Source organism: Afipia sp. P52-10, from assembly GCF_000516555.1.
Lineage (GTDB): Bacteria > Pseudomonadota > Alphaproteobacteria > Rhizobiales > Xanthobacteraceae > P52-10.
On record NZ_AZSJ01000003.1, the window covers coordinates 765,001 to 784,551 of the forward strand.

The 19,551-nt window shown below is 65.9% G+C and carries 16 protein-coding genes and 1 riboswitch; of the genes, 8 read left to right on the forward strand and 8 right to left on the reverse strand.

Annotated elements, in window-relative coordinates; genetic code table 11:
* Positions 1 to 255: 255 nt before the first annotated feature.
* Both X566_RS04860 and X566_RS04865 read left to right on the forward strand, forming a co-directional pair.
* Positions 256 to 2,301 (forward strand): M23 family metallopeptidase, encoded by a 2,046-nt coding sequence (locus X566_RS04860; protein ID WP_051443881.1) that lies wholly within the window; start codon positions 256 to 258, stop codon positions 2,299 to 2,301.
* A gap of 150 nt (positions 2,302 to 2,451) precedes the next feature.
* Complete coding sequence (locus X566_RS04865) at positions 2,452 to 4,107, forward strand: PQQ-binding-like beta-propeller repeat protein (protein WP_244434680.1); 1,656 nt, start codon at positions 2,452 to 2,454, stop codon at positions 4,105 to 4,107.
* Between the two features lie 83 nt (positions 4,108 to 4,190).
* Here the strand turns inward: X566_RS04865 and clpB are convergent, their stop codons facing one another.
* A complete protein-coding gene (clpB, locus tag X566_RS04870) occupies positions 4,191 to 6,851 on the reverse strand; it encodes an ATP-dependent chaperone ClpB (protein WP_051443882.1) in 2,661 nt (886 codons plus the stop codon).
* A 283-nt stretch (positions 6,852 to 7,134) separates the two neighbouring features.
* Here clpB and X566_RS04875 point away from each other — a divergent pair, with 283 nt between their 5' ends.
* Positions 7,135 to 7,914, forward strand: coding sequence for an MOSC domain-containing protein (locus tag X566_RS04875; RefSeq protein ID WP_034463975.1), 780 nt, complete (start codon positions 7,135 to 7,137; stop codon positions 7,912 to 7,914).
* A gap of 146 nt (positions 7,915 to 8,060) precedes the next feature.
* On the forward strand, positions 8,061 to 8,924 hold the full coding sequence (locus X566_RS04880) for an alpha/beta fold hydrolase (RefSeq protein ID WP_034463978.1): 864 nt from the start codon (positions 8,061 to 8,063) through the stop codon (positions 8,922 to 8,924).
* Between the two features lie 182 nt (positions 8,925 to 9,106).
* Here the strand turns inward: X566_RS04880 and metW are convergent, their stop codons facing one another.
* Together metW and X566_RS04890 are read right to left on the reverse strand one after the other, a co-directional pair.
* Positions 9,107 to 9,802: a methionine biosynthesis protein MetW gene (metW, locus tag X566_RS04885; RefSeq protein ID WP_034463980.1), complete on the reverse strand. Its 696-nt coding sequence runs from the start codon at positions 9,800 to 9,802 to the stop codon at positions 9,107 to 9,109.
* Between the two features lie 4 nt (positions 9,803 to 9,806).
* The gene (locus tag X566_RS04890) at positions 9,807 to 10,997 is read right to left on the reverse strand and encodes a homoserine O-acetyltransferase (RefSeq protein ID WP_034463982.1); all 1,191 of its coding nucleotides are present in this window, start codon (positions 10,995 to 10,997) and stop codon (positions 9,807 to 9,809) included.
* A 102-nt stretch (positions 10,998 to 11,099) separates the two neighbouring features.
* Positions 11,100 to 11,179: riboswitch (SAM riboswitch) on the reverse strand.
* Positions 11,180 to 11,359: 180 nt separating this feature from the next.
* Between X566_RS04890 and X566_RS04895 the strand changes: the two genes are divergently transcribed.
* The 3 genes from X566_RS04895 to X566_RS04905 all read left to right on the forward strand — a co-directional run bounded on the left by X566_RS04895 (position 11,360) and on the right by X566_RS04905 (position 14,358).
* Positions 11,360 to 12,235: a chorismate mutase gene (locus X566_RS04895; protein WP_051443883.1), complete on the forward strand. Its 876-nt coding sequence runs from the start codon at positions 11,360 to 11,362 to the stop codon at positions 12,233 to 12,235.
* An 80-nt stretch (positions 12,236 to 12,315) separates the two neighbouring features.
* Positions 12,316 to 13,407, forward strand: a complete 1,092-nt coding sequence (gene hisC, locus X566_RS04900) for a histidinol-phosphate transaminase (RefSeq protein ID WP_034463986.1) — start codon at positions 12,316 to 12,318, stop codon at positions 13,405 to 13,407.
* Complete coding sequence (locus tag X566_RS04905; RefSeq protein ID WP_173402565.1) at positions 13,408 to 14,358, forward strand: prephenate/arogenate dehydrogenase family protein; 951 nt, start codon at positions 13,408 to 13,410, stop codon at positions 14,356 to 14,358. It abuts the gene before it with no gap.
* A 21-nt stretch (positions 14,359 to 14,379) separates the two neighbouring features.
* On the opposite strand, the gene X566_RS04910 is transcribed toward X566_RS04905, so the two are convergent.
* Complete coding sequence (locus X566_RS04910; RefSeq protein ID WP_034463987.1) at positions 14,380 to 15,564, reverse strand: DUF2125 domain-containing protein; 1,185 nt, start codon at positions 15,562 to 15,564, stop codon at positions 14,380 to 14,382.
* A gap of 114 nt (positions 15,565 to 15,678) precedes the next feature.
* On the opposite strand from X566_RS04910, the gene X566_RS04915 reads away from it, so the two are divergent.
* Positions 15,679 to 16,275: a gamma-glutamylcyclotransferase gene (locus X566_RS04915; protein WP_034463989.1), complete on the forward strand. Its 597-nt coding sequence runs from the start codon at positions 15,679 to 15,681 to the stop codon at positions 16,273 to 16,275.
* On the opposite strand, the gene X566_RS04920 is transcribed toward X566_RS04915, so the two are convergent.
* The 4 genes from X566_RS04920 to ftsE form a co-directional block, all read right to left on the reverse strand.
* On the reverse strand, positions 16,262 to 17,041 hold the full coding sequence (locus X566_RS04920; RefSeq protein ID WP_034463990.1) for a 1-acyl-sn-glycerol-3-phosphate acyltransferase: 780 nt from the start codon (positions 17,039 to 17,041) through the stop codon (positions 16,262 to 16,264). The genes X566_RS04915 and X566_RS04920 overlap by 14 nt on opposite strands.
* Before the next feature lie 9 nt (positions 17,042 to 17,050).
* Positions 17,051 to 17,731: a YdcF family protein gene (locus tag X566_RS04925; protein ID WP_244434765.1), complete on the reverse strand. Its 681-nt coding sequence runs from the start codon at positions 17,729 to 17,731 to the stop codon at positions 17,051 to 17,053.
* Positions 17,732 to 17,845: 114 nt separating this feature from the next.
* Positions 17,846 to 18,793, reverse strand: a complete 948-nt coding sequence (locus X566_RS04930) for an ABC transporter permease (RefSeq protein ID WP_034463994.1) — start codon at positions 18,791 to 18,793, stop codon at positions 17,846 to 17,848.
* A gap of 28 nt (positions 18,794 to 18,821) precedes the next feature.
* Complete coding sequence (ftsE, locus tag X566_RS04935) at positions 18,822 to 19,481, reverse strand: cell division ATP-binding protein FtsE (protein WP_034463997.1); 660 nt, start codon at positions 19,479 to 19,481, stop codon at positions 18,822 to 18,824.
* Positions 19,482 to 19,551: the final 70 nt, after the last annotated feature.

Below are 19,551 nucleotides of genomic sequence, written 5' to 3' on the forward strand. Positions count from 1 at the left end.
TGGTTGTCCACACCGCATGATGTCGAAAATCGCAAAGTCGAACGAGGTCGTCATGGCGCTGCGCACCTTTTTGTTCGATCGTCTTGCGTCCGGAGGGGTCGCGTAACATCGAGAGGCGGTCGTCCACGGCCAGCGATACTGGCCGGCGTGAATGATTTGCTTTGATGCAGGCGCCCGGTCTACTTGTGGGCCCCGCCCTTCTCCTCGGAGAAGAACGGGGCAGACGATGATGGGGTTGTTGAAGGGGATGGCGGTTTGAGCCACGGCACGCAAGGCGGGGGCAACCACGGACGCGCGGCAACCGGGACGATCGATCTCGGTCATGAGCCGCCGCTCTCCGTCAACGGCACCGATGCGACCTTCATCGACCGCCGCCGCGTGTCGGTGCAGTGGTTCAGCGGCACGATCCTGACCGGTCTCTGCGGCGCGGCCTTGATTGGCGGCGCCGTTTTCACAGCCCTCGACGGCGAAACCACCTTCGCGCACGTGCCTGAACGTCTGGAGGGCGCGCTGCGCGGCGCCTTTAGCGCCAACGAGCGCGGCACCACCCGCAAGACCGACCGGCTGCCGCCGCCGAGCGAAAGCTCCGCCGCGCGCCAGGTGATCCGGGTCTCGACGGTCGCCCGCGCCGGCAACCGCGACATCATGCGGGTGCGTCCCTTCATCAGGATTTCCGGCAACCTGTCGCTTGCCAGCAGCGAGTTGTCGTCGAAGATCCCGGCCTTCAATGCGCAGCGGCTGCTGACCGATGTCGGCTCGCCGTCGTCGGCCTCCGGCGAGGAGCAGCAGAGCGCGGAGAGCGCCGAGCCCGACGCCGAAGTCTCGTTCGTCACGCGCGATCTCGCGCCGCTGCTGCCAAAGGCGAAGATCGCCACCGCGATTGCGATCGACGATGTCGTCATGCGGGTGCGCGAGGCCTCGAACTGGCGCAACAACGGCAGCACCTCGGGCGTCCGTTATGCCGCGGCCGCCTCGCCTGCCGACATGCGGATGGCGTACGCGGCCGAAGGTCAGATCGATCCTTACGCCGGCTTCGAGGCACGGGTGGTGCCGGAGAACGTGACGCTGCTCGGCAAGACCAAGGATCAGGTCACCGGCGGCAACCCGTCCACCGAGCGCGTCCATCTCGTCAAGAAGGGTGAAAGCGTCGCCAGCATTCTGCGCGATCAGGGCGCTTCGCCGGAAGAGATCAAGGCCATCGTGGCCCAGCTCGGCGCCCGCGGCAAAGACGGCGGCCTCAAGGAAGGCCAGAAACTGCGGATCCTGATGATGCCGCCGGGGCCAGGCCGCAAGCCGCAGGCCTGCCGCGTCGTGATCGCCAACGAAACCGCCGTGGAGGCGGTGGTCGCCCTCTCCGACCTCGGCAAATACGTCAATGTCGATGTCTCCAGCCTCAACATGCCGACGGCCACGGCAGAAGCGAGCACCGATGACGACGAGGAGGATGACGGCACCGGCATCCGCCTCTACCAGAGCATTTACGAGACGGCGCTGCGCAACAAGGTCCCCGCGCCCGTCATCGAGGACATGATTCGCGTCTATTCCTACGACGTCGACTTCCAGCGCCGGGTGCAGGCCGGCGATTCGTTCGAAGTCTTCTTCGCCGGCGAAGACGAAACGCCGACCCCCGACGCCAAGAACGAAGTGCTGTTCGCCTCGCTCACGGTCGGTGGCGAAACCAAGAAATATTATCGCTTCCAGACGCCGGACGACGGCATCGTCGATTACTATGACGAGACCGGAAAGAGCGCGAAGAAATTCCTGGTGCGCAAGCCGGTCAACAACGCGACGATGCGCTCAGGCTTCGGCTCGCGCCGTCACCCGATCCTCGGCTTCTCCCGCATGCACACCGGCGTCGATTGGGCCACGGGCTACGGCACCCCCATTTTCGCCTCCGGCAACGGCGCGATCGAGAAGATCGGCTGGGAAGGCGGCTACGGCAAATACATCCGCATCAAGCATCCGAACGGCTATGAGACCGCCTACGGCCACATGTCCGCGTTCGCCAAGGGGATGGAAGTCGGCAAGCGCGTCCGCCAGGGCCAGGTGATCGGCTATGTCGGCTCCACCGGCCTCTCGACCGGCGCTCACGTCCACTACGAAATCCTGGTGAACGGCCGCTTCGTCGATCCGATGCGCGTCCGCCTGCCGCGCGGCCGCTCGCTCGAAGGCACGATGCTCACCGCCTTCGAGCAGGAGCGCGATCGCCTCGAAGGCATCATGAACAACCGCGGCAGCAGCCCGCGCCTGGCACAAGGCCAGGCCGATACGCCGATCACCCGCAGCATCACGCCGCGCTGATCTGAGTCCTCCTCCATAAGGGTCTTAGCGACTCCGCGCCGCCGGCGATTGGCAGCGGCGTGAGCCCGTTCGCGCTGCGATCCGGCTTGCCATCGCCGCAGCGCGCGCGAATACTCGGCCAACGAAAACAAGCCTTCCGGGAGGTTGCCCATGGAGTTGCCGATGGGATTGCCGATGGTGCGTTGTTTGACGTTCTGCGCGGCGCTGTCTGCTGCGGCTTTCGCTAGTCCCTCCAGTCCTGTGCTTGCGCAAAGCTACGAAGCGACCCGGCTGGTGCCGGGTTCGGCCTTCCATGGCGTGCACGGCCTTGGCATCGACAAGAGCGGACGGCTGTTCGCCGGCAGCGTCGCCGGCGCCGCGCTGTACGAGGTTGATCGCGCCGCCGGCACCGCGAAAATCGCCGTCCCCTCGCCCGAGGGCATGGCCGACGACATCGCCTTCGCCCCCGACGGGACGATGGCCTGGACCGCGTTCCTGATCGGCGACATCTACGCCCGCAAGGACAATGGGCCAGTGAAAAAGCTGGCGTCCGGCCTGCCCGGCATCAACTCGCTGGCCTTCCGCAAGGATGGCCGGCTGTATGCGACCCAGGTGTTCCTCGGCGATGCGCTCTATGAGATCGACGTCGAAGGCACGCAGCCGCCACGCAAGATCATGGACAAGATGGGCGGCCTGAACGGCTTCGAGTTCGGCCCCGATGGCCTGCTCTACGGTCCGTTGTGGTTCAAGGGCCAGGTGGTCAAGGTCGATGTCGACAAGCCCGAGCTGACGGTGGTGGCGGACGGCTTCAAGGTCCCGGCCGCCGTCAACTTCGATTCCAAGGGCAACCTCTGGGTGGTCGACACCGCTGTCGGCCAGCTTGTCCGCGTCGATCCCAAGACCGGCGCGAAGACCGTGGTGGCGCAGCTGAAAGCGTCGCTCGACAATCTCGCCATCGATGCGAACGACCGCATTCTCGTGTCCAACATGGCCGACAACGGCATCCAGGAGATCGATCCGGCGACGGGCGCCGTCAAGCAGATCATCATCGGCAAGCTGGCGCTGCCGGGCGGCATCGCCGTGGTATCCGACGGGGCGAAGGACACCGTCTACGTCGCCGACGTCTTCGCCTATCGCACGATCAACGGCGACACCGGCGAGGTCAGCGAACCGGCGCGCATGCACGCCGACGGCACCGTGCTGGAATATCCGATGAGCGCCACGGCGAGGGGCGACGTCGTGGTGCTGTCGAGCTGGTTCACCGGCACCGTGCAGGTGATCGACCGCAAGACCCACAAGACGCTGGAGATGCTGCACGACTTCAAGGCGCCGCACGATGCGATCCGCCTCGCCGACGGCAGCATCCTGGTCAACGAGCTCGGCACCAAGTCGCTGGTGCGCGCGAGCGGCGCGCACGGCAAGGACCGCAAGACCGTGATCGGCGACCTGGCCGGACCAATCGGCCTGGTCGAGGGGCCGAACAACAGCGTCTACCTCACCGAGGCGTTCGCCGGCCAGGTGTCGCGGGTCGATCTGACGAGCGGCACCAAGACCGTGGTGGCGAAGGAGTTGAAGGCACCGGAGGGGATCGCGCTCGCGCCGGACGGCAGGCTCATCGTCGCGGAGGTCGGCGCCAGGCGCGTGGTCGCGATCGATCCGCAAACCGGCACCGTCACCGAACTGGCCGGCAACCTGCCGATCGGACTTGCCGCAACGCCGGGCGGCCTGCCGACCAACATTCCGACCGGCGTCGGGGTCGGCGCCTCGGGTGCGATCTACGTCTCCTTGGATGTCGAAAACGCGATCTACAAGCTAACGAAGAAATAGGCCGCCCGCGTGGGCGGCCGTAGATGACGACGGGCGCCGGAAACGGGCACCCGTCGTTGTTTCAGCCAGGCAACATCGCAAGCTCAGTGCTTGGTGCGCTTGCCGCCGACGGCAGCCTTGACCGTCGCCTGCCGCTCGAAAGTATCGTCGTCGGCGTGCGCGACGGTCTCGCCGTTGAAGCTGAGGCCGCTGCGCCCGGCATCGATCGTCACCGTCTCGCCGTCCTTGACGTCGCCCGCAAGGATCAACTCGGCCAGCGGATCCTGCACGCTGCGCTGGATCACCCGCTTCAGCGGACGGGCGCCATAGGCCGGGTCCCATCCCTTCTCTGCGAGCCAGTCGCGCGCAGCCGGCTCCAGGTCGAGCACGATCTTGCGCTCCTCCAACAGCTTCGACAGCCGCCTCATCTGGATATCGACGATCTTGCCCATCTCGCTCTTCTGCAAGCGGTGGAACAGGATGATCTCGTCGACGCGGTTGAGGAATTCGGGGCGGAAGCTCGCCCGCACCACCGTCATCACCTGATCGCGCACCGCCTCGGTATCCTCGCCTTCCGGCTGGTTGACCAGGAATTCGGCGCCGAGGTTCGACGTCATGATGATCAGCGTGTTGCGGAAATCGACCGTGCGGCCCTGACCGTCGGTCAGGCGACCGTCGTCGAGCACCTGCAGCAGCACGTTGAACACGTCCGGATGCGCCTTCTCGATCTCGTCGAACAGGACCACCTGATACGGCCTGCGCCGCACGGCTTCCGTCAGCGCGCCGCCCTCGTCGTAGCCGACATAGCCCGGAGGCGCGCCGATCAGCCGAGCCACGGAGTGCTTCTCCATGTACTCGGACATATCCATGCGGATCAGCGCGGTCTCGTCGTCGAACAGATACTCGGCCAACGCCTTGGTCAGCTCGGTTTTGCCGACGCCGGTCGGACCTAAGAACATGAACGAGCCGATCGGCCGGTTCGGGTCCTGCAGGCCGGCGCGCGCGCGGCGTACCGCGGTCGAAACCGCCTTCACGGCCTCGGCCTGACCGATGACGCGCTTGGCGAGCTGGTGCTCCATCTTGAGCAGCTTCTCCTTCTCGCCTTCCAGCATCTTGTCGACCGGCACGCCGGTCCACCGCGAGACGACCTGGGCGACGTGGTCGGCGGTGACCGCCTCTTCCACCATGGCGCCCTTGTCCTCGTTGGCCTCGATGCTGGCGAGCTTCTTCTCGAGCTCGGGGATGCGGCCATAGGCCAATTCGCCCGCGCGCTGATATTCGCCCTTGCGCTGCGCATTGGCGAGCTCGATCCGCAGCTGATCCAGCTCGGTCTTCAGCTTCTGCGCATCCGAGAGCTTGCTCTTCTCTGCGCGCCAGCGCGAGGTCAGGTCGGCCGATTTCTTCTCGAGCTCGGCCAGCTCCTGCTCCAGGTTCTGCAACCGGCTCTTCGAGCCCGCGTCCGATTCCTTCTTCAGCGCCTCCTGCTCGATGCGCAGACGCACGATCTCGCGATCGATCGAATCGAGCTCCTCAGGCTTGGAATCGACCTGCATCTTCAGCCGGGCCGCCGCCTCGTCCACCAGGTCGATGGCCTTGTCCGGCAGGAAGCGATCAGTGATGTAGCGGTTCGACAACGTTGTGGCCGCCACCAGCGCGCTGTCGGTGATGCGCACGCCGTGGTGCTGCTCGTACTTGTCCTTCAGCCCGCGCAGGATCGAGATGGTGTCCTCGACCGTCGGCTCCGACACGAACACGGGCTGGAAGCGTCGCGCGAGCGCTGCATCCTTCTCCACATGCTTGCGATACTCGTCGAGCGTGGTTGCGCCGATGCAGTGCAACTCGCCACGCGCCAGCGCAGGCTTCAGCAGGTTCGACGCATCCATCGCGCCGTCCGCCTTGCCGGCGCCGATCAGCGTGTGCATCTCGTCGATGAACAGGATGATGCCGCCCTCGGCGCTGGTGACCTCCTGCAGCACGGACTTCAGCCGCTCCTCGAACTCGCCACGGTACTTCGCGCCGGCGATCAGCGCGCCCATGTCGAGCGACAAGAGCTTCTTGTCCTTCAGGCTCTCCGGCACGTCGCCATTGACGATCCGCTGGGCGAGGCCCTCGACGATGGCGGTCTTGCCGACGCCGGGTTCGCCGATCAGCACCGGATTGTTCTTGGTCCGGCGCGACAGCACCTGGATGGTGCGGCGGATCTCCTCATCGCGGCCGATCACCGGGTCGATCTTGCCGTCGCGCGCCGCCTGCGTCAGGTCGCGCGCATATTTCTTCAGCGCGTCATAAGCGTTCTCGGCCGTCGGGCTGTCCGCCGTGCGGCCCTTGCGCAACGCGTTGATCGCGGCATTGAGGTTCTGCGGCGAGACGCCACCCTTGGTGAGAATCTGACCGGCCTCCGAATCCTTGTCCAAGGTCAGCGCCAGCAACAGGCGCTCGACCGTGACGAACCCGTCACCGCCCTTCTCGGCCGCCTTCTCGGCGGCATCGAACAGACGCGCGGTCGCCGGCGCCAGATAGACCTGACCCGCGCCGCTGCCGGAGACCTTCGGCAGGCGGTTCAACGCATCTTCGGTCGCCTTGAGGATGGCGCGCGAATTGCCGCCGGAGCGGTCGATCAGACCGCCGGCGAGCCCTTCCGGGTCGTCGAGCAACACTTTGAGGATGTGAAGTGGGGTGAACTGCTGGTGGCCCTCGCGGGTCGCCAGCGTCTGCGCCGACTGGATGAAGCCGCGCGAACGCTCGGTGTACTTTTCTATATTCATAAAAACTGCCCTTCCCTCGGCCTGCGAGTCCGCCCCGAAAGCACGGAACCCGCATCGTCATTGGGTTTCCACGCCCGGCGCTGATGTCCGTCAGCCCGGCGCGGCCGTCACCGTCCCGTCTGGGCCCGGCTTGTGAGTGATGTGGGATGGCATCGCAGGAATTTGAAGGCCCGGTTTTCGAATTCGCTCGCGTTTGAGTAAGCTCCAAGCCCGTCCGGCCTGGCTGACGCCGGCACCACATCGCCGCGCTGGCCCTGAACGTCAGGAACGACTAGAAACAGCCATGATCGCGCAAGCCACCATCCAGAGCATCTACCGCTATCCGGTGAAGGGACTGACGCCCGAACCGCTCGACGCCGTCGCCCTGACCAAGGGCCGGCCGCTGCCGAACGACCGCGCCTATGCCATCGAAAACGGACCGAGCGGGTTCGATCCGGCCGATCCGAAGTATTTCCCCAAGGCCTATTTCCTGATGCTGATGCGAAACGAGCGGCTGGCTGCGCTGCGCACCCGCTTCGACGATGACAGCCGCGTCCTGACCGTCCACCACGACGGTGCGGAGGCCGCGCGCGGCAACCTGGAAACGGCCGAGGGCCGGGCGGCGATCGAGGCGTTCTTCGCCAGCTATTCGGCCGGCGACCTGAAGGGCCCGCCCAAGGTGCTCAGCGGCGGCGAGCATAGCTTCTCGGACGTCGCCAAGAAGGTGGTCTCGATCATCAATCTCGCAAGTGTAGCCGCCCTGGAAGACCTGGTCGGCCAGCCGGTCGATCCCCGCCGCTTTCGCGCCAACCTCTACGTCCGCGGCTGGCCGGCGTGGGCGGAATTCGACCTGCTCGGCAAGACCCTGGCGATCGGCGACGCGAGGCTGTCGGTGGTCAAGCGGATCGTCCGCTGCGCCGCCGTCAACGTCGATCCGGAAACCGGCGCCCGTGACCTCAATCTGCCGCAGACGATGATGCGCGCGCTCGACCATGCCGACTGCGGCATCTATGCGGAGGTCATCGCCGACGGCCGGATCGCCATAGGCGACGCCATCGCCGAAAGCGAACCCGCCTTGATCTGAGCTCTGGAGCGGGCCGAATCCCATGACACAGACATGGATCGCCAGCCGCTCAACACGATCGCGCAGTCGAACGTCAGCCTGATCGCCCCCATGGAGCGATGAACGTCACGCCATAACGTCAAGAAGAAACATCAAGGGAGACGGCCATGCCCTACGCCACGAGCAGCGACAACGTCCGGCTCTATTTCGAGGAGGCAGGCTCCGGAACGCCGATCATCTTCCTGCACGAGTTCGCGGCCGACCACACCAATTGGGAGCCGCAGATGCGCTATTTCTCGCGGCGGCACCGGTGCATCGCCTATTCGGCGCGCGGCTATACGCCGTCGGACGTGCCTGCCTCGCACGAGGTCTACACCTACACGCATTTCTACAGCGACGCGCTCGCCGTGCTCGATCATCTCAAGATCGACACCGCGCATTTCGTCGGGCTGTCGATGGGCGCGTATTCGTCGCTGCAGATCGGCATCAACGCGCCGCAGCGGGCGCGATCGCTGACGCTCGCGGGCGTCGGCTCGGGCTCCGATCTCGCCGCTCTCGACGCCTATCGCGAGCAATGCCAGGCCAATGCCGACCAGTACCATTCGATCGGCGCGACCGAAGTCGCCAAGGCGACCCGCGAAGCGCCGAGCCGTATTCCGTTCCTGCTGAAAGACCCGCGCGGCCACAAGGATTTCTACGATTCGCTAGCGCGCCACGACTCGCGGGGCTCGGGCAACACCATGCGCAGCTTCCAGGGCGGACGGCCATCCATGTACACCCTGGAAGATGCCATCCGGACGATCCCGACGCCAACCCTGATTATCTGTGGCGACGAGGACGATCACTGCGTCGCGCCGAGCCTCTTCCTGAAGAAGACGATCCCGGCCTCGGGCCTCGCGATGTTCCCGAAGTCCGGCCACGTGCTGAACCTGGAAGAGCCGTCGCTGTTCAACGAGACGCTCGACCGCTTCATCGGCCTCGTCGAGGCCGGGCACTGGCCGCCGCGCGATCCACGATCGGTGCGCGCCTAGCATGATCGCTTGACATCGAACCTATATGGTGAAGCGCTCTTTACCTCTCCCTCAAGGGAGAGGTCGCGCGGCGCGCCGGGTGAGGGTGTCACTCACGGCCGAGAGGTTCGATCCCTCACCCCAACCCTCTCCCGCTGGGAAGAGGGCGCACGCGATCCACTTCAGTCTGAAACAATCACGATTTAGCGCATCTTGCCGGCACGGCTGAGCAGGAACACGCCCTGCTCGCCGAACAGATTCCAGAACCACCACGGCGCGTTCAGGCGCAGCGGCGTGCCCCAGCCGTCGAGCGCGACGGCGCGGTCCATCGACGCGTCGATCTCATCGCAGAGCTGCACGAAATCCTTGATCGTGCAGAAATGGATGTTGGCGGTGTCGTACCAGCTCGCCGGCAGATTGTCGGTGCGCGGCATCTGGCCCTTGAACAGCAATTGCAGCCGCATCCGCCAGTGGCCGAAATTCGGGAACGAGACGATGCCGTGCCGGCCGATCCGCAGCATGTGCTCGAGCACCACCCGCGGCTGCCGCGTCGCCTGCAGCGTCTGCGACAGGATCACATAATCGAAGGCATCGTCGGGATAATCCGCAAGGTCGGTGTCGGCGTCGCCCTGGATGACGGCAAGCCCCTTCGCCACGCAGCGGTTGACGCCCTCGCGTGACAGCTCGATGCCGCGTCCATCGACGCCGCGCGTCTCCAGAAGCCGCAGCAGATCACCGTCGCCGCAGCCGACATCGAGCACGCGCGAGCCGGATTCGACCATTGCCGCCACCAGCAGATGGTCGGCGCGGTGCGGCTTCTGCGCAGCGTCCGCCGGCGGCACAGTCGCGCCGGCCTTCGCCGCTGCCTCGCGCAGCGCAGTCGTCTCGGTCACCGCCATCGCCTCACCCTTTCCGCGGCAGGCCGCGTGCAGCCGCGCCGGATTCGAGGAAGGCGCGGACGATGTCGAAGAACTCCGGCAGATCGAGCAGGAACGCGTCATGGCCCTTGTCGGTCTCGATCTCCGCGAACGACACGCGCGCACCGCCGGCATTGAGGGCATGCACGATCGCCCGCGACTCCGACGTCGGAAACAGCCAGTCGCTGGTGAACGACACCACGCAGAATCGCGTCCGCGTATTGCGGAAGGCCTCCGCCAGCACCCCGTCATGATCGGCAGCGATGTCGAAATAGTCCATCGCCCGCGTCAGGTAGAGATAGGTGTTGGCATCGAAGCGATCGACGAACGACGAGCCCTGGTGGCGCAGATAGCTCTCGACCTCGAAATCCGCATCGAACGAAAACGTCGGCATCGCCCGATCCTGCAGCTTCCGCCCGAATTTCCGGTGCAGCGCCGGATCCGACAGGTAGGTGATGTGCGCGGCCATGCGAGCGACGCTCAGCCCGCGACGCGGCACGATGCCTTCGGCGAAATAGCGGCCGCCGCGCCAGTCCGGATCGGCCATCACCGCCTGACGGCCGACCTCGTGGAAGGCGATGTTCTGCGCCGAATGCCGCGTGCTGCAGGCTACCGGCAAGGCCGAGAACACCCGCTGCGGATAGGCGGACGCCCATTGCAGCACCTGCATGCCGCCCATCGAGCCGCCGACGACGGCGAACAACGTGTCGATGCCGAGGCGATCGAGCAGCATCGCCTGCGCGCGCACCATGTCGGGGATCGTGATGACCGGAAAATCCAGGCCCCACAGTTCGCCCGTGCTCGGGTTGGTCGAGAACGGCCCGCTCGAGCCCATGCAGCCGCCGAGCACGTTCGAGCAGATCACGAAATAGCGGTCGGTATCGATCGGCTTGCCGGGACCGATCATCACGTCCCAGGAGCCGGGCTTGCCGGTGACGGGATGCACATTGGCGACATGCTGGTCGCCGGTCAGCCAGTGACAGATCAGGATGGCATTGGTCTTGTCGGCATTGAGCGTGCCGTAGGTCTGGTAGGCGAGTTGAAACGGCGCCAGCGCCACGCCGCAGTCGAGTTGCAGCGGCTGATCGGGCCCGAACGTCATCACCAGCGACGACGGATCGTCCGCCTCGCGACGCGGCGTCGCTCTCGAACTCGGTAACGGCTGCACAGTCACCATCTCGGCCTCTTCGGGGGTGGTCGCGCCATCCGGCGCGCACCCTTGTCGTCGTCAGCCCCCGCCAAGCCAATAAAAAACCGGCCTGAACGGGAGGTTCGGCCGGGATCACGTTCCCCGGCCTGTTTAGCGAGTTATTTAACGTGGCTGCAAGCCGGCCGGCTCAAATGACCACGGAGTGGGTTAGGGTTTTAGTCTTCGTCCGCCACCGCGTCAAGGCAAGGCCCGCGCGCGCAGCGGGTGCCGCCGCCTCCGTCCGGCGTAAATTTATCAATGTTTTCTTTGCTTTCGCCGTCCGTCTTTCCTATCAATGCGGCCAGCGCGGCTCGGGCTCCGACGCCATTGCCGCGCTTTTGAGGGTTTCCATGTCGAAATCGCCGGCCCCCGCGCCTCAACAGCAGGACACGCAGGTTTCGTTGCAGGACCTGCGCCAGGAGATCGATCGCATCGACGAGGCGATGCACGGTCTTTTGATGGAGCGCGGCCAGATCATCGACCGCCTGATCGCGGTGAAGAAGACCGAGGAGGTCGGCTCCGCCTTCCGCCCCGCACGCGAGGCGGGCATGATGCGCCGGCTGGTGGAGCGCCACAAAGGCATGCTGCCGCTTGACACGGTCGAGAGCATCTGGCGCGTCATCATCTCCACCTTCACTTATGTCCAGGCGCCGTTCTCGATGCATGCCGACCTGTCTGCGGGCGACTCGGCGATGCGCGATTCCGCCCGCTTCCATTTCGGCTTCACCGTGCCGTTCGTGCCGCATTTCAGCGCCGCGGCCGCGGTCGAGGCTGTCGCAAAGTCCAAGGGCGATCTCGCGCTGGTGTCGGCGACCGACAGTCGCGCCGCATGGTGGACCGCGCTCGAGCCTGCGAACGCGCCGAAGATCATCGCCCGGCTGCCGTTCCTGGAGCGCGCCGACCATCCGGCCGCGCTGCCGGTGTTCGTGATTTCGCGGGTCGCCGACGACGCCTTCGTCACCGAGGTCGAGATGGTTTCGATCCGTGTGTCCGGCTGGAGCGCCGAGGTGGCCCGCGCGATCTCGCCGATCGCCGAAGTGGTGGCGGTGCCCGATACCGCTTTCGACGGTGCCGTGCTGCTCGTCTCCATCACCACGCCCGACGGGCTGGAACGGCTGAAATCAGCCCTGATCGGAGCGGGGGCCTCGTTGCGCTCGAGTGCCCTCGTCGGCAGCCATGCGAGCCGCTATAGGGTGCCGGCCAACGGCGTCCATCGACACGTCTGACCGCTGCCGACAGACCGCTTTCATAACCCAACCGATGTCGAGGCCCTGCGCCTTCAAGAGCAAGTCCGGAGTTCAAGTCCATGTCCCGTCCGATGCCGCGTCCTGGCGTTCTCGATATTGCCCCCTATGTTCCGGGCAAGAGCGAAGCTCCGGGCGTCGCCAAAGTCTACAAGCTGTCCGCCAACGAGACCCCACTCGGCCCCTCGCCAAAGGCGATCGCCGCGTACCGGGACTGTGCGGCCCATCTTGAGGACTATCCGGAAGGCTCTTCCCGGGTCTTGCGCGAGGCGATCGGCAAGGGCTTCGGCCTCGATCCGGATCGGATCATCTGCGGCGCCGGCTCCGATGAGCTGCTGAACCTGCTCGCCCACACCTATCTCGGGCCGGGCGACGAAGCGATCATGACCGACCACTGCTTCCTGGTCTATCCGATCGCCACTATGGCGAACGGCGGCAAGAGCATCGTCGTGCCGGTGAAGGACTTCGTGACCGACGTGGATGCGATCCTCGCCGCCGTCACGCCGCGCACGAAGATCGTCTGGGTCGCGAACCCGAACAACCCGACCGGAACCTACGTGCCGTTCGATGAATTGAAGCGGCTGCAACGCAACCTGCCGCCGCATGTGCTGCTGGTGATCGATGCGGCCTATTCGGAGTACGTCTCGCGCAACGACTACGAGGCCGGCATCGAACTCGTGGCCACCACCGAGAACACGGTGATGTGCCGGACGTTCTCGAAGATTCACGGGCTTGCATCGCTGCGGGTCGGCTGGATGTACGGTCCCGGCCACCTGATCGACGCGGTCAACCGGATCCGCGGGCCGTTCAACGTCTCGACGCCAGCGATGCAGGCGGCGATCGCCTCGCTCGCCGATACCGACTACATCGCCAGGGCGCGCGCGCACAACGACCAGTGGCTCAACTGGCTCACCGAAGAGATCAGCAAGCTCGGGCTGAAGGTGACGCCGAGCGTCGCCAACTTCGTGCTGATCCACTTCCCGCAGGAGAAGGGCAGGACCGCCGACGATGCCGACGCCTTCCTGACCAAGCGCGGGCTGATCCTGCGTGCCTTGAAGAACTACAAGCTGCCGCATGCGCTGCGTCTGACCGTCGGCACCGAGGAGGCGAACCGCCTCGTGGTTGCGGCTCTGCGCGAATTCGTGGGGGCCTGAGTGACGAGAACGCCGCTGTTCAACCGCGTCGCGATCATCGGCCTCGGCCTGATCGGCTCGTCGATCGTCCGCGGCGCCATGGCGCTCGGACTTGCGACGGAGCTCGTCACCACCGACGCATCCGCCGATGTCCGGCAACGTGCGGCGGAGCTTGGCCTCGGCCATCGTATCGCCGGCTCGAGCGCGGAAGCCGCTAACGATGCCGATCTGGTGATCGCCTGCGTGCCGGTCGGCGCCTGCGGCGCGGTCGCCAAGGAGATCGCGCCGCATCTGAAAGCCGGCGCGATCGTGTCCGATGTCGGCTCGGTGAAGACCGCCGTGCTGAAGGACATGGCGCAGTATCTGCCCGATACGGTCGACTTCATCCCGGCGCATCCGGTGGCCGGCACCGAGCACTCCGGTCCCGATGCCGGCTTTGCCGAACTGTTCGTCAACCGCTGGTGCATTCTGACACCGTCGGAGCAAGCTGCACCGGAGGCGGTGGAGCGGCTGAAGGCGTTCTGGCAGGCGCTCGGCGCCAATGTGGAGACGATGACGGCCGAGCACCACGACCTGGTGCTCGCCATCACCAGCCACCTGCCGCACCTGATCGCCTACACCATCGTCGGTACGGCGGAAGAGCTCGAAGGCGTCACCGAATCGGAAGTGCTGAAATTCTCCGCCGGCGGCTTCCGCGACTTCACCCGCATCGCCGCCTCCGATCCGACCATGTGGCGCGACGTGTTCCTGAACAACAAGGACGCCGTGCTGGAAATGCTCGGCGAATTCCAGGAAGACCTGTCGAAGCTGACCCGTGCGATCCGCCGCGGCGACGGCGAAGCGCTGTTCGATCACTTCACCCGCACCCGCGCGATCCGTCGCGGCATCGTCAACATCGGTCAGGATGCGGCGGGCGCCGACTTCGGCCGCCCGCATCCGCACCTGCCGCCGAAGGACGACGGCAAGTCCTGAGACCGATGGCGCAGGGCCCGCTCAGAACAGCGCCGGGCTCTGCGCGAACCGGATCGGCCCGAGGAAGACGGCCCCCTCGCTGAAGCGCAGCGGGAAGGATTGCGCGGGCCGCCCCTCCAACTCGGTCTTCTGCCCGAGCATGCCGATGCCGGCCTGCAATGCTGCCGGCGCCTTCTGGCGCACGAGATTGCCGAGCCCAGGGATCATCTTGTCCAGCGCCCCCATCGCCCTGTCGACCTGCTCGGCCTTCAGCCCCGGCGCAAGCTGATCCAGCGTCGCCTGCGGCACGCCCTGCTCGAGAATCTTGTCGAGTCCCAGCGCCGGCACGATCTTGTCGAGACCGGCCACGGTCATCTGCAGCTCACCGTCGAGGAAGCCTTGCGGCGAGATCCCGAGCGAACCGGTCGCGACCGCGAGCAACGTCCCCTGCTGCAAGCGCGACTGCACGACCTCGATCCGCCCGTCGGCAGCCTGAATCTCGCGGAAGCGCTCCGGCCACGGCTTCGGGCGGAAATCCTTCAGACCCCGCAACCGCGCCTGGGTGGTCATGTCGAATGCCTCGCCGAGCACCGGATGCAGCGCATCGGCGCTCGCCTGCACGAGCTGCCAGGCCACATCCAGCACCGGATTGTCGGCGACTGAGCCTTCGGCGATCCGGCCGTGCAGTTCGATGTGCTTGGCACGGCCGAACGGCGTGCGCACCGCGCCCGCGCTGCGCTCCAGCACCGGATCATCCATCACGAACGACGCGCGCTGCGGCGACTGCGGCAGGCCGTAGACGCTGGCCTGCGATTCCTTCCAGCTGAGGATCAGCGCCTGCTGCTCGCCCTCCTGGGTCAACGTCAGCGGCGAGGTGAACTCGGCGATCAGGCGCTGCGGGCTATAGATCTGCGCGACGGCGAGAATCTGGTTCAGCTCGGCCTTGCCGAGCTTGCGGCTCGCGGTCTGCGAGATCAGCTCGACATTGGCGTTGTCGCAGGTGACCTCGAAGCGGAACGGATAACCGCCGACGCCGAGCTTGCCGCAGTTGTAGACGCGGCCGGCTTGCGCCTCGCGGGCGCGCCACTGGTCGAACTGGGCCCCGACCTGCCCTGACGCGTAGAACCAGAAGCCGCTCCAGCCGATGCCGAGCAGGACGAGCAACCCAGGCATCACGAACAGCGGCCAGCGCGAGCGCCTGACGGGTGGGGTGGAATAATCTGCCATGGAAACCCTTATGTTGAGACGACGTCTTTACAGCGCTTGTCGGCGCAATCTGTGCCGAAATTGCGATCACGCCGGAGCGTTGCACCGCCGGAGGACTGCTGTTAAGCGTCCGTCATGACAGCAAAAACCGTCCCGGAACAGGACCTTCCGCACGGCGATCTGTGGATTTTCGGCTACGGCTCGCTGATGTGGCGGCCGGGGTTCGACTATCTGGAAAAGCGGCAAGCCAAGCTGATCGGCGAGCATCGCTCGCTGTGCATCTACTCCTTCGTCCATCGCGGCACCGCCGAGAAACCGGGCCTGGTGCTGGGCCTCGATCGTGGCGGCGCCTGCCAGGGCGTTGCCTTCCGCGTGGCGGAGAAGGAGCGGCTGGCGACCATTGCCTATTTGCGCGAACGCGAGCAGGTGACCAGCGTCTACCGCGAGGTGTTGCGGACGGTGTGGCTCGGTTCGGACCCGCGCGAGCGGGTCAGCGCGCTGGTCTATGTCACCGACCGCAGCCACGTCCAATATGCCGGGCGGCTGTCCGCCGAGCAGCAGCTGCACCTGATCCGGCAGGGACACGGGCACTCCGGCGCCAACACCGATTACGTGATCGAGACCGTCGCCGCGCTGGAGCGCGAGGGCTATGTCGACGCCAACCTGCATCGCCTTGCCGCCGCCCTGCGGCAGCAGACGCCGGTGCATCACAACGAGACTATTTCTCCGTGACGGGCTCGCTGCGGGGTGCGAGGGCGCCCAGCAGCCGCGCCTGCTCGCTTCGGCCTTCCTCCACCAGCCGCGCCGTCGAAGCCTCGATCGCCGCGCTGACGCGGGCCAGGAAGTCGTCGCGCGACAGACCGGGCGGCACCACCTCGAGAAACTCGACGATGATCGTGCCCGGATAGCGCATGAACGTGCGGCGCGGCCAGAACAATCCCGAGTTCAGCGCCACGGGCAGGCATTGCACGCCGCAGTCCACATAGACCTGAGCGACGCCGAATTTGTAGCGCGGCTCGGCTCCCACCGGGCGCCGCGTGCCCTCCGGGAAGATGATCAACTGCCGATCCTCGCGCACGCGGAGCCGCGCGAGCTCCGTCATCTTCGAGAGCGCGCGGGCGCCGGACGAACGATTGACCGGGATCATCTGCCCCTTCAGCAGAAACAGACCGAACAGCGGAATCCAGGTCAGTTCACGCTTGAGGATGAACAGCGGCTGGCGGAAGAGCGGCAGGAGCGCGATCGTCTCCCAGGCCGATTGATGCTTGGCCGCGACCAGCAGCGGCCCCTGCGGGATGTTCTCCAACCCGCGATACTCGACCTTGATGTTGCAGAACACGCGCAGCATCCAGATCATGCTGCGCGCCCACGATTTCGCCAGCTCGAACAGCACCTGCTTCGGCAGCACGAATGACGGGATCGCCAGCACCATGTGCACCAGCAGTGACAGATAAAATCCGACGTTGAAGGCGAGCGATCGAAAGAAGATGGCGACCATCGGAGCCCGTCAGTTGGCGACGCCGGAAGCCGGCTTGCGCGAGCTTACGACCGGACTCTGCGTCACGCCGTCGCCTGACGAGAACTCCGGCGGGTCGAGCCAGTCGTCGAGATGCATCCGCAAGCCCGCGACCAGAAACTTCGCGTACTCGGTCAGCAACAGCCGCGCCGCGGCGCCGCTCGACCACCACGGCTCATCGCGCCATTTCTCGCCGATCACCGCGAACGGGATCAACTGCGTATCGGGCATGGTGTGCGACAGCTCGTTGAGCGCACGCGGCATGTGATAGTTCGACGTGACGACGATCAGCGAGCGAAAACCGCGCTCCTGCACCCAGCGCCGCGTCTCGGTGGCGTTGCTGCGGGTGTTGACCGCCGAATAATCGAGATCAATGCAGCAGGCGAGCCAGGCGCGGTTGTCCGGCAGCGAGCGCGAAATCTCGCCGGCGCCGTTGGACCAGTGCACGCCGGAGATCAGCAGCCGCTTGCCGTAGCCGTTGGCCAGAAGCTCCACCGCATCCGAGACCCGCGACGAACCGCCGGTCAGCACGACGATGCCGTCCGCCTTCGACTTCGGCTGCGCCTCGTCCGACTCCAGCTGCGCCAGAAACCAGAAGAAGCCACCGGCAACGACGACCACGGCCACCGCCATCACGCGCAGCAGCACATGCGCGCCTCGCAACAGCGGCATCAGCGTCCAGCGCTTCCTTGGCTGACCGGCATCCAGTGACATGTTCGGCGGATTATCCTCGTTTGGTCCAGATTAGCGCAAAATCGGGCCTTGCCGGGGCACAATTGTCAAGCGTCAGTCGATCTCCGCCAGCGTCGCCAGCAAGGTATGACGTGACGACCAGGCCGTGATCATGGCGATGACGACCGCCTGCAGCACCAGTACCAGATAGCCCGACGGCCGCAGCGAGAACGTTCCGAGCAGCGCCGCGAATTGATCGCCCACCGGCGTCCCCGAGAACCAGCTGCCGATCGATTCGGCGAAGCCGAACAGAAGCACCGCGGCGCCGGCACCGATCAAGCCACCCTCCAGACCGAGCCGCAGGAAATGCCGCAGGAAATGATTGGCGATGTAGCGGTCGCCGGCGCCGACGAAATGCAGCACTTCGACGATCGGCCGGTTCGATGCCATTGCGCCGCGCGTCGCGAACGACACCGAAATGATGGTGGCGATGATGACCAGTGCCAGGATCCCGAGCCCGGCAAGGACGATGGCGTTGGTCATGGTCCGCATGCGCTCGATCCAGGCGCGATGATCGTCCACCGTCGCCGAGGGCGCCGATTGCGCCAGCCGGCTGCGCAAGGTGGCGAGATCGAGCGAAGCGCCGGGCACCACACGGGCGACGATCACCCGCGGCACCGGCAGATCGCCAAGCGAGAGCCCGGTTCCGAGCCACGGCTCCAGCAACTTGCCCGATTCCTGCTCGGTGAACGGGCGGACGTCGAGAATGCCGTCGGTCGCCGCCACCGTATCGACCACGGTGCGCACGTCGCGATCCAGATTCCGCCCTTCCGCCGGGCGCACCTGGATCGTCATCTCGCTCGCGATGTCCGACTGCCACTCGGCGGCGGCGGCGCGCACCAGCAGCACCGCGCCGGTCGTCACCGACGCAAGGAATGTCATGATCGCCACCACGGCGATCAACGCGCGGCCCGCTATCGTCGCGCGCGGCACGATCGGCGCCATGTTGCGCGTGGTCGGCGGCAGCGGCCGGCCCGGCGCCGCTTCGAAGGCGGGCCCCATCGGCGGCGGCGGCCTGGATAACGGCATCTCACTCATAGATATGCAGCCGTCCTTCGTGCAGCACCATGCGCCTGGCCGGATACTGGTCCATCAACGCGATATCGTGGGTGGCGATCACGACCGCGGTCCCGGATTTGTTCAGTTCGATAAAGAGACGCAGCAGCCGTCTTGCCAATGTCGGATCGACGTTGCCGGTCGGCTCGTCCGCGAGCAGCAGGTTCGGCCGCGCGATGACCGCCCGCGCGATGGCCGCACGCTGCTTCTCGCCGCCGGACATGATAGGCGGCAATGCGTCCATGCGATGGCCGAGCCCGACCCAGTGCAGGAGGTCGATCACTTCCCGACGATAGCTCGATTCCTCGCGTCCCATGACCCGGAACGGCAGCGCGACGTTTTCGTACGTTGTCATATGGTCGAGCAGCCGGAAGTCCTGCAGCACGATCCCGATCCGCTTGCGGAGATTGGCGATCGCATCCTTGTTCAGGCGCGACACCTCGTGGCCGAACAGGTTGACCAATCCGCGGGTCGGCCGGTGCGACAGGAACAACAGGCGCAGCAGCGAGGTCTTGCCCGCGCCCGAAGGGCCGGTCAGGAATTGGAACGACTGAGCCTTGATCTCGAAACTGAGGTCGCGCAACACCTCCGGGCCGAGCCCGTAGCGCAAACCGACATTCTCGAACCGGACCATGAGTCAGCTCCGTTCGACGTGACACGAACGCAACAAGATGGCTTTCCAATGCAGCAGGCGGCCGGCGCAT

Excerpts from the sequence above, each read along its gene's own strand:
- X566_RS04930 (WP_034463994.1), bottom strand. The coding sequence starts at position 18,793 with ATGGGGCCCGCCTTCGAAGCGGCGCCGGGCCGGCCGCTGCCGCCGACC.
- ftsE (WP_034463997.1), bottom strand. The coding sequence starts at position 19,481 with ATGGTCCGGTTCGAGAATGTCGGTTTGCGCTACGGGCTCGGCCCGGAG.
- X566_RS04910 (WP_034463987.1), bottom strand. The coding sequence starts at position 15,564 with ATGGCAGATTATTCCACCCCACCCGTCAGGCGCTCGCGCTGGCCGCTG.
- X566_RS04890 (WP_034463982.1), bottom strand. The coding sequence starts at position 10,997 with ATGGTGACTGTGCAGCCGTTACCGAGTTCGAGAGCGACGCCGCGTCGC.
- X566_RS04925 (WP_244434765.1), bottom strand. The coding sequence starts at position 17,731 with ATGCCGCTGTTGCGAGGCGCGCATGTGCTGCTGCGCGTGATGGCGGTG.
- X566_RS04880 (WP_034463978.1), top strand. The coding sequence starts at position 8,061 with ATGCCCTACGCCACGAGCAGCGACAACGTCCGGCTCTATTTCGAGGAG.
- X566_RS04895 (WP_051443883.1), top strand. The coding sequence starts at position 11,360 with ATGTCGAAATCGCCGGCCCCCGCGCCTCAACAGCAGGACACGCAGGTT.
- hisC (WP_034463986.1), top strand. The coding sequence starts at position 12,316 with ATGTCCCGTCCGATGCCGCGTCCTGGCGTTCTCGATATTGCCCCCTAT.
- X566_RS04920 (WP_034463990.1), bottom strand. The coding sequence starts at position 17,041 with ATGGTCGCCATCTTCTTTCGATCGCTCGCCTTCAACGTCGGATTTTAT.
- clpB (WP_051443882.1), bottom strand. The coding sequence starts at position 6,851 with ATGAATATAGAAAAGTACACCGAGCGTTCGCGCGGCTTCATCCAGTCG.
- X566_RS04875 (WP_034463975.1), top strand. The coding sequence starts at position 7,135 with ATGATCGCGCAAGCCACCATCCAGAGCATCTACCGCTATCCGGTGAAG.
- X566_RS04865 (WP_244434680.1), top strand. The coding sequence starts at position 2,452 with ATGGAGTTGCCGATGGGATTGCCGATGGTGCGTTGTTTGACGTTCTGC.
- X566_RS04915 (WP_034463989.1), top strand. The coding sequence starts at position 15,679 with ATGACAGCAAAAACCGTCCCGGAACAGGACCTTCCGCACGGCGATCTG.
- metW (WP_034463980.1), bottom strand. The coding sequence starts at position 9,802 with ATGGCGGTGACCGAGACGACTGCGCTGCGCGAGGCAGCGGCGAAGGCC.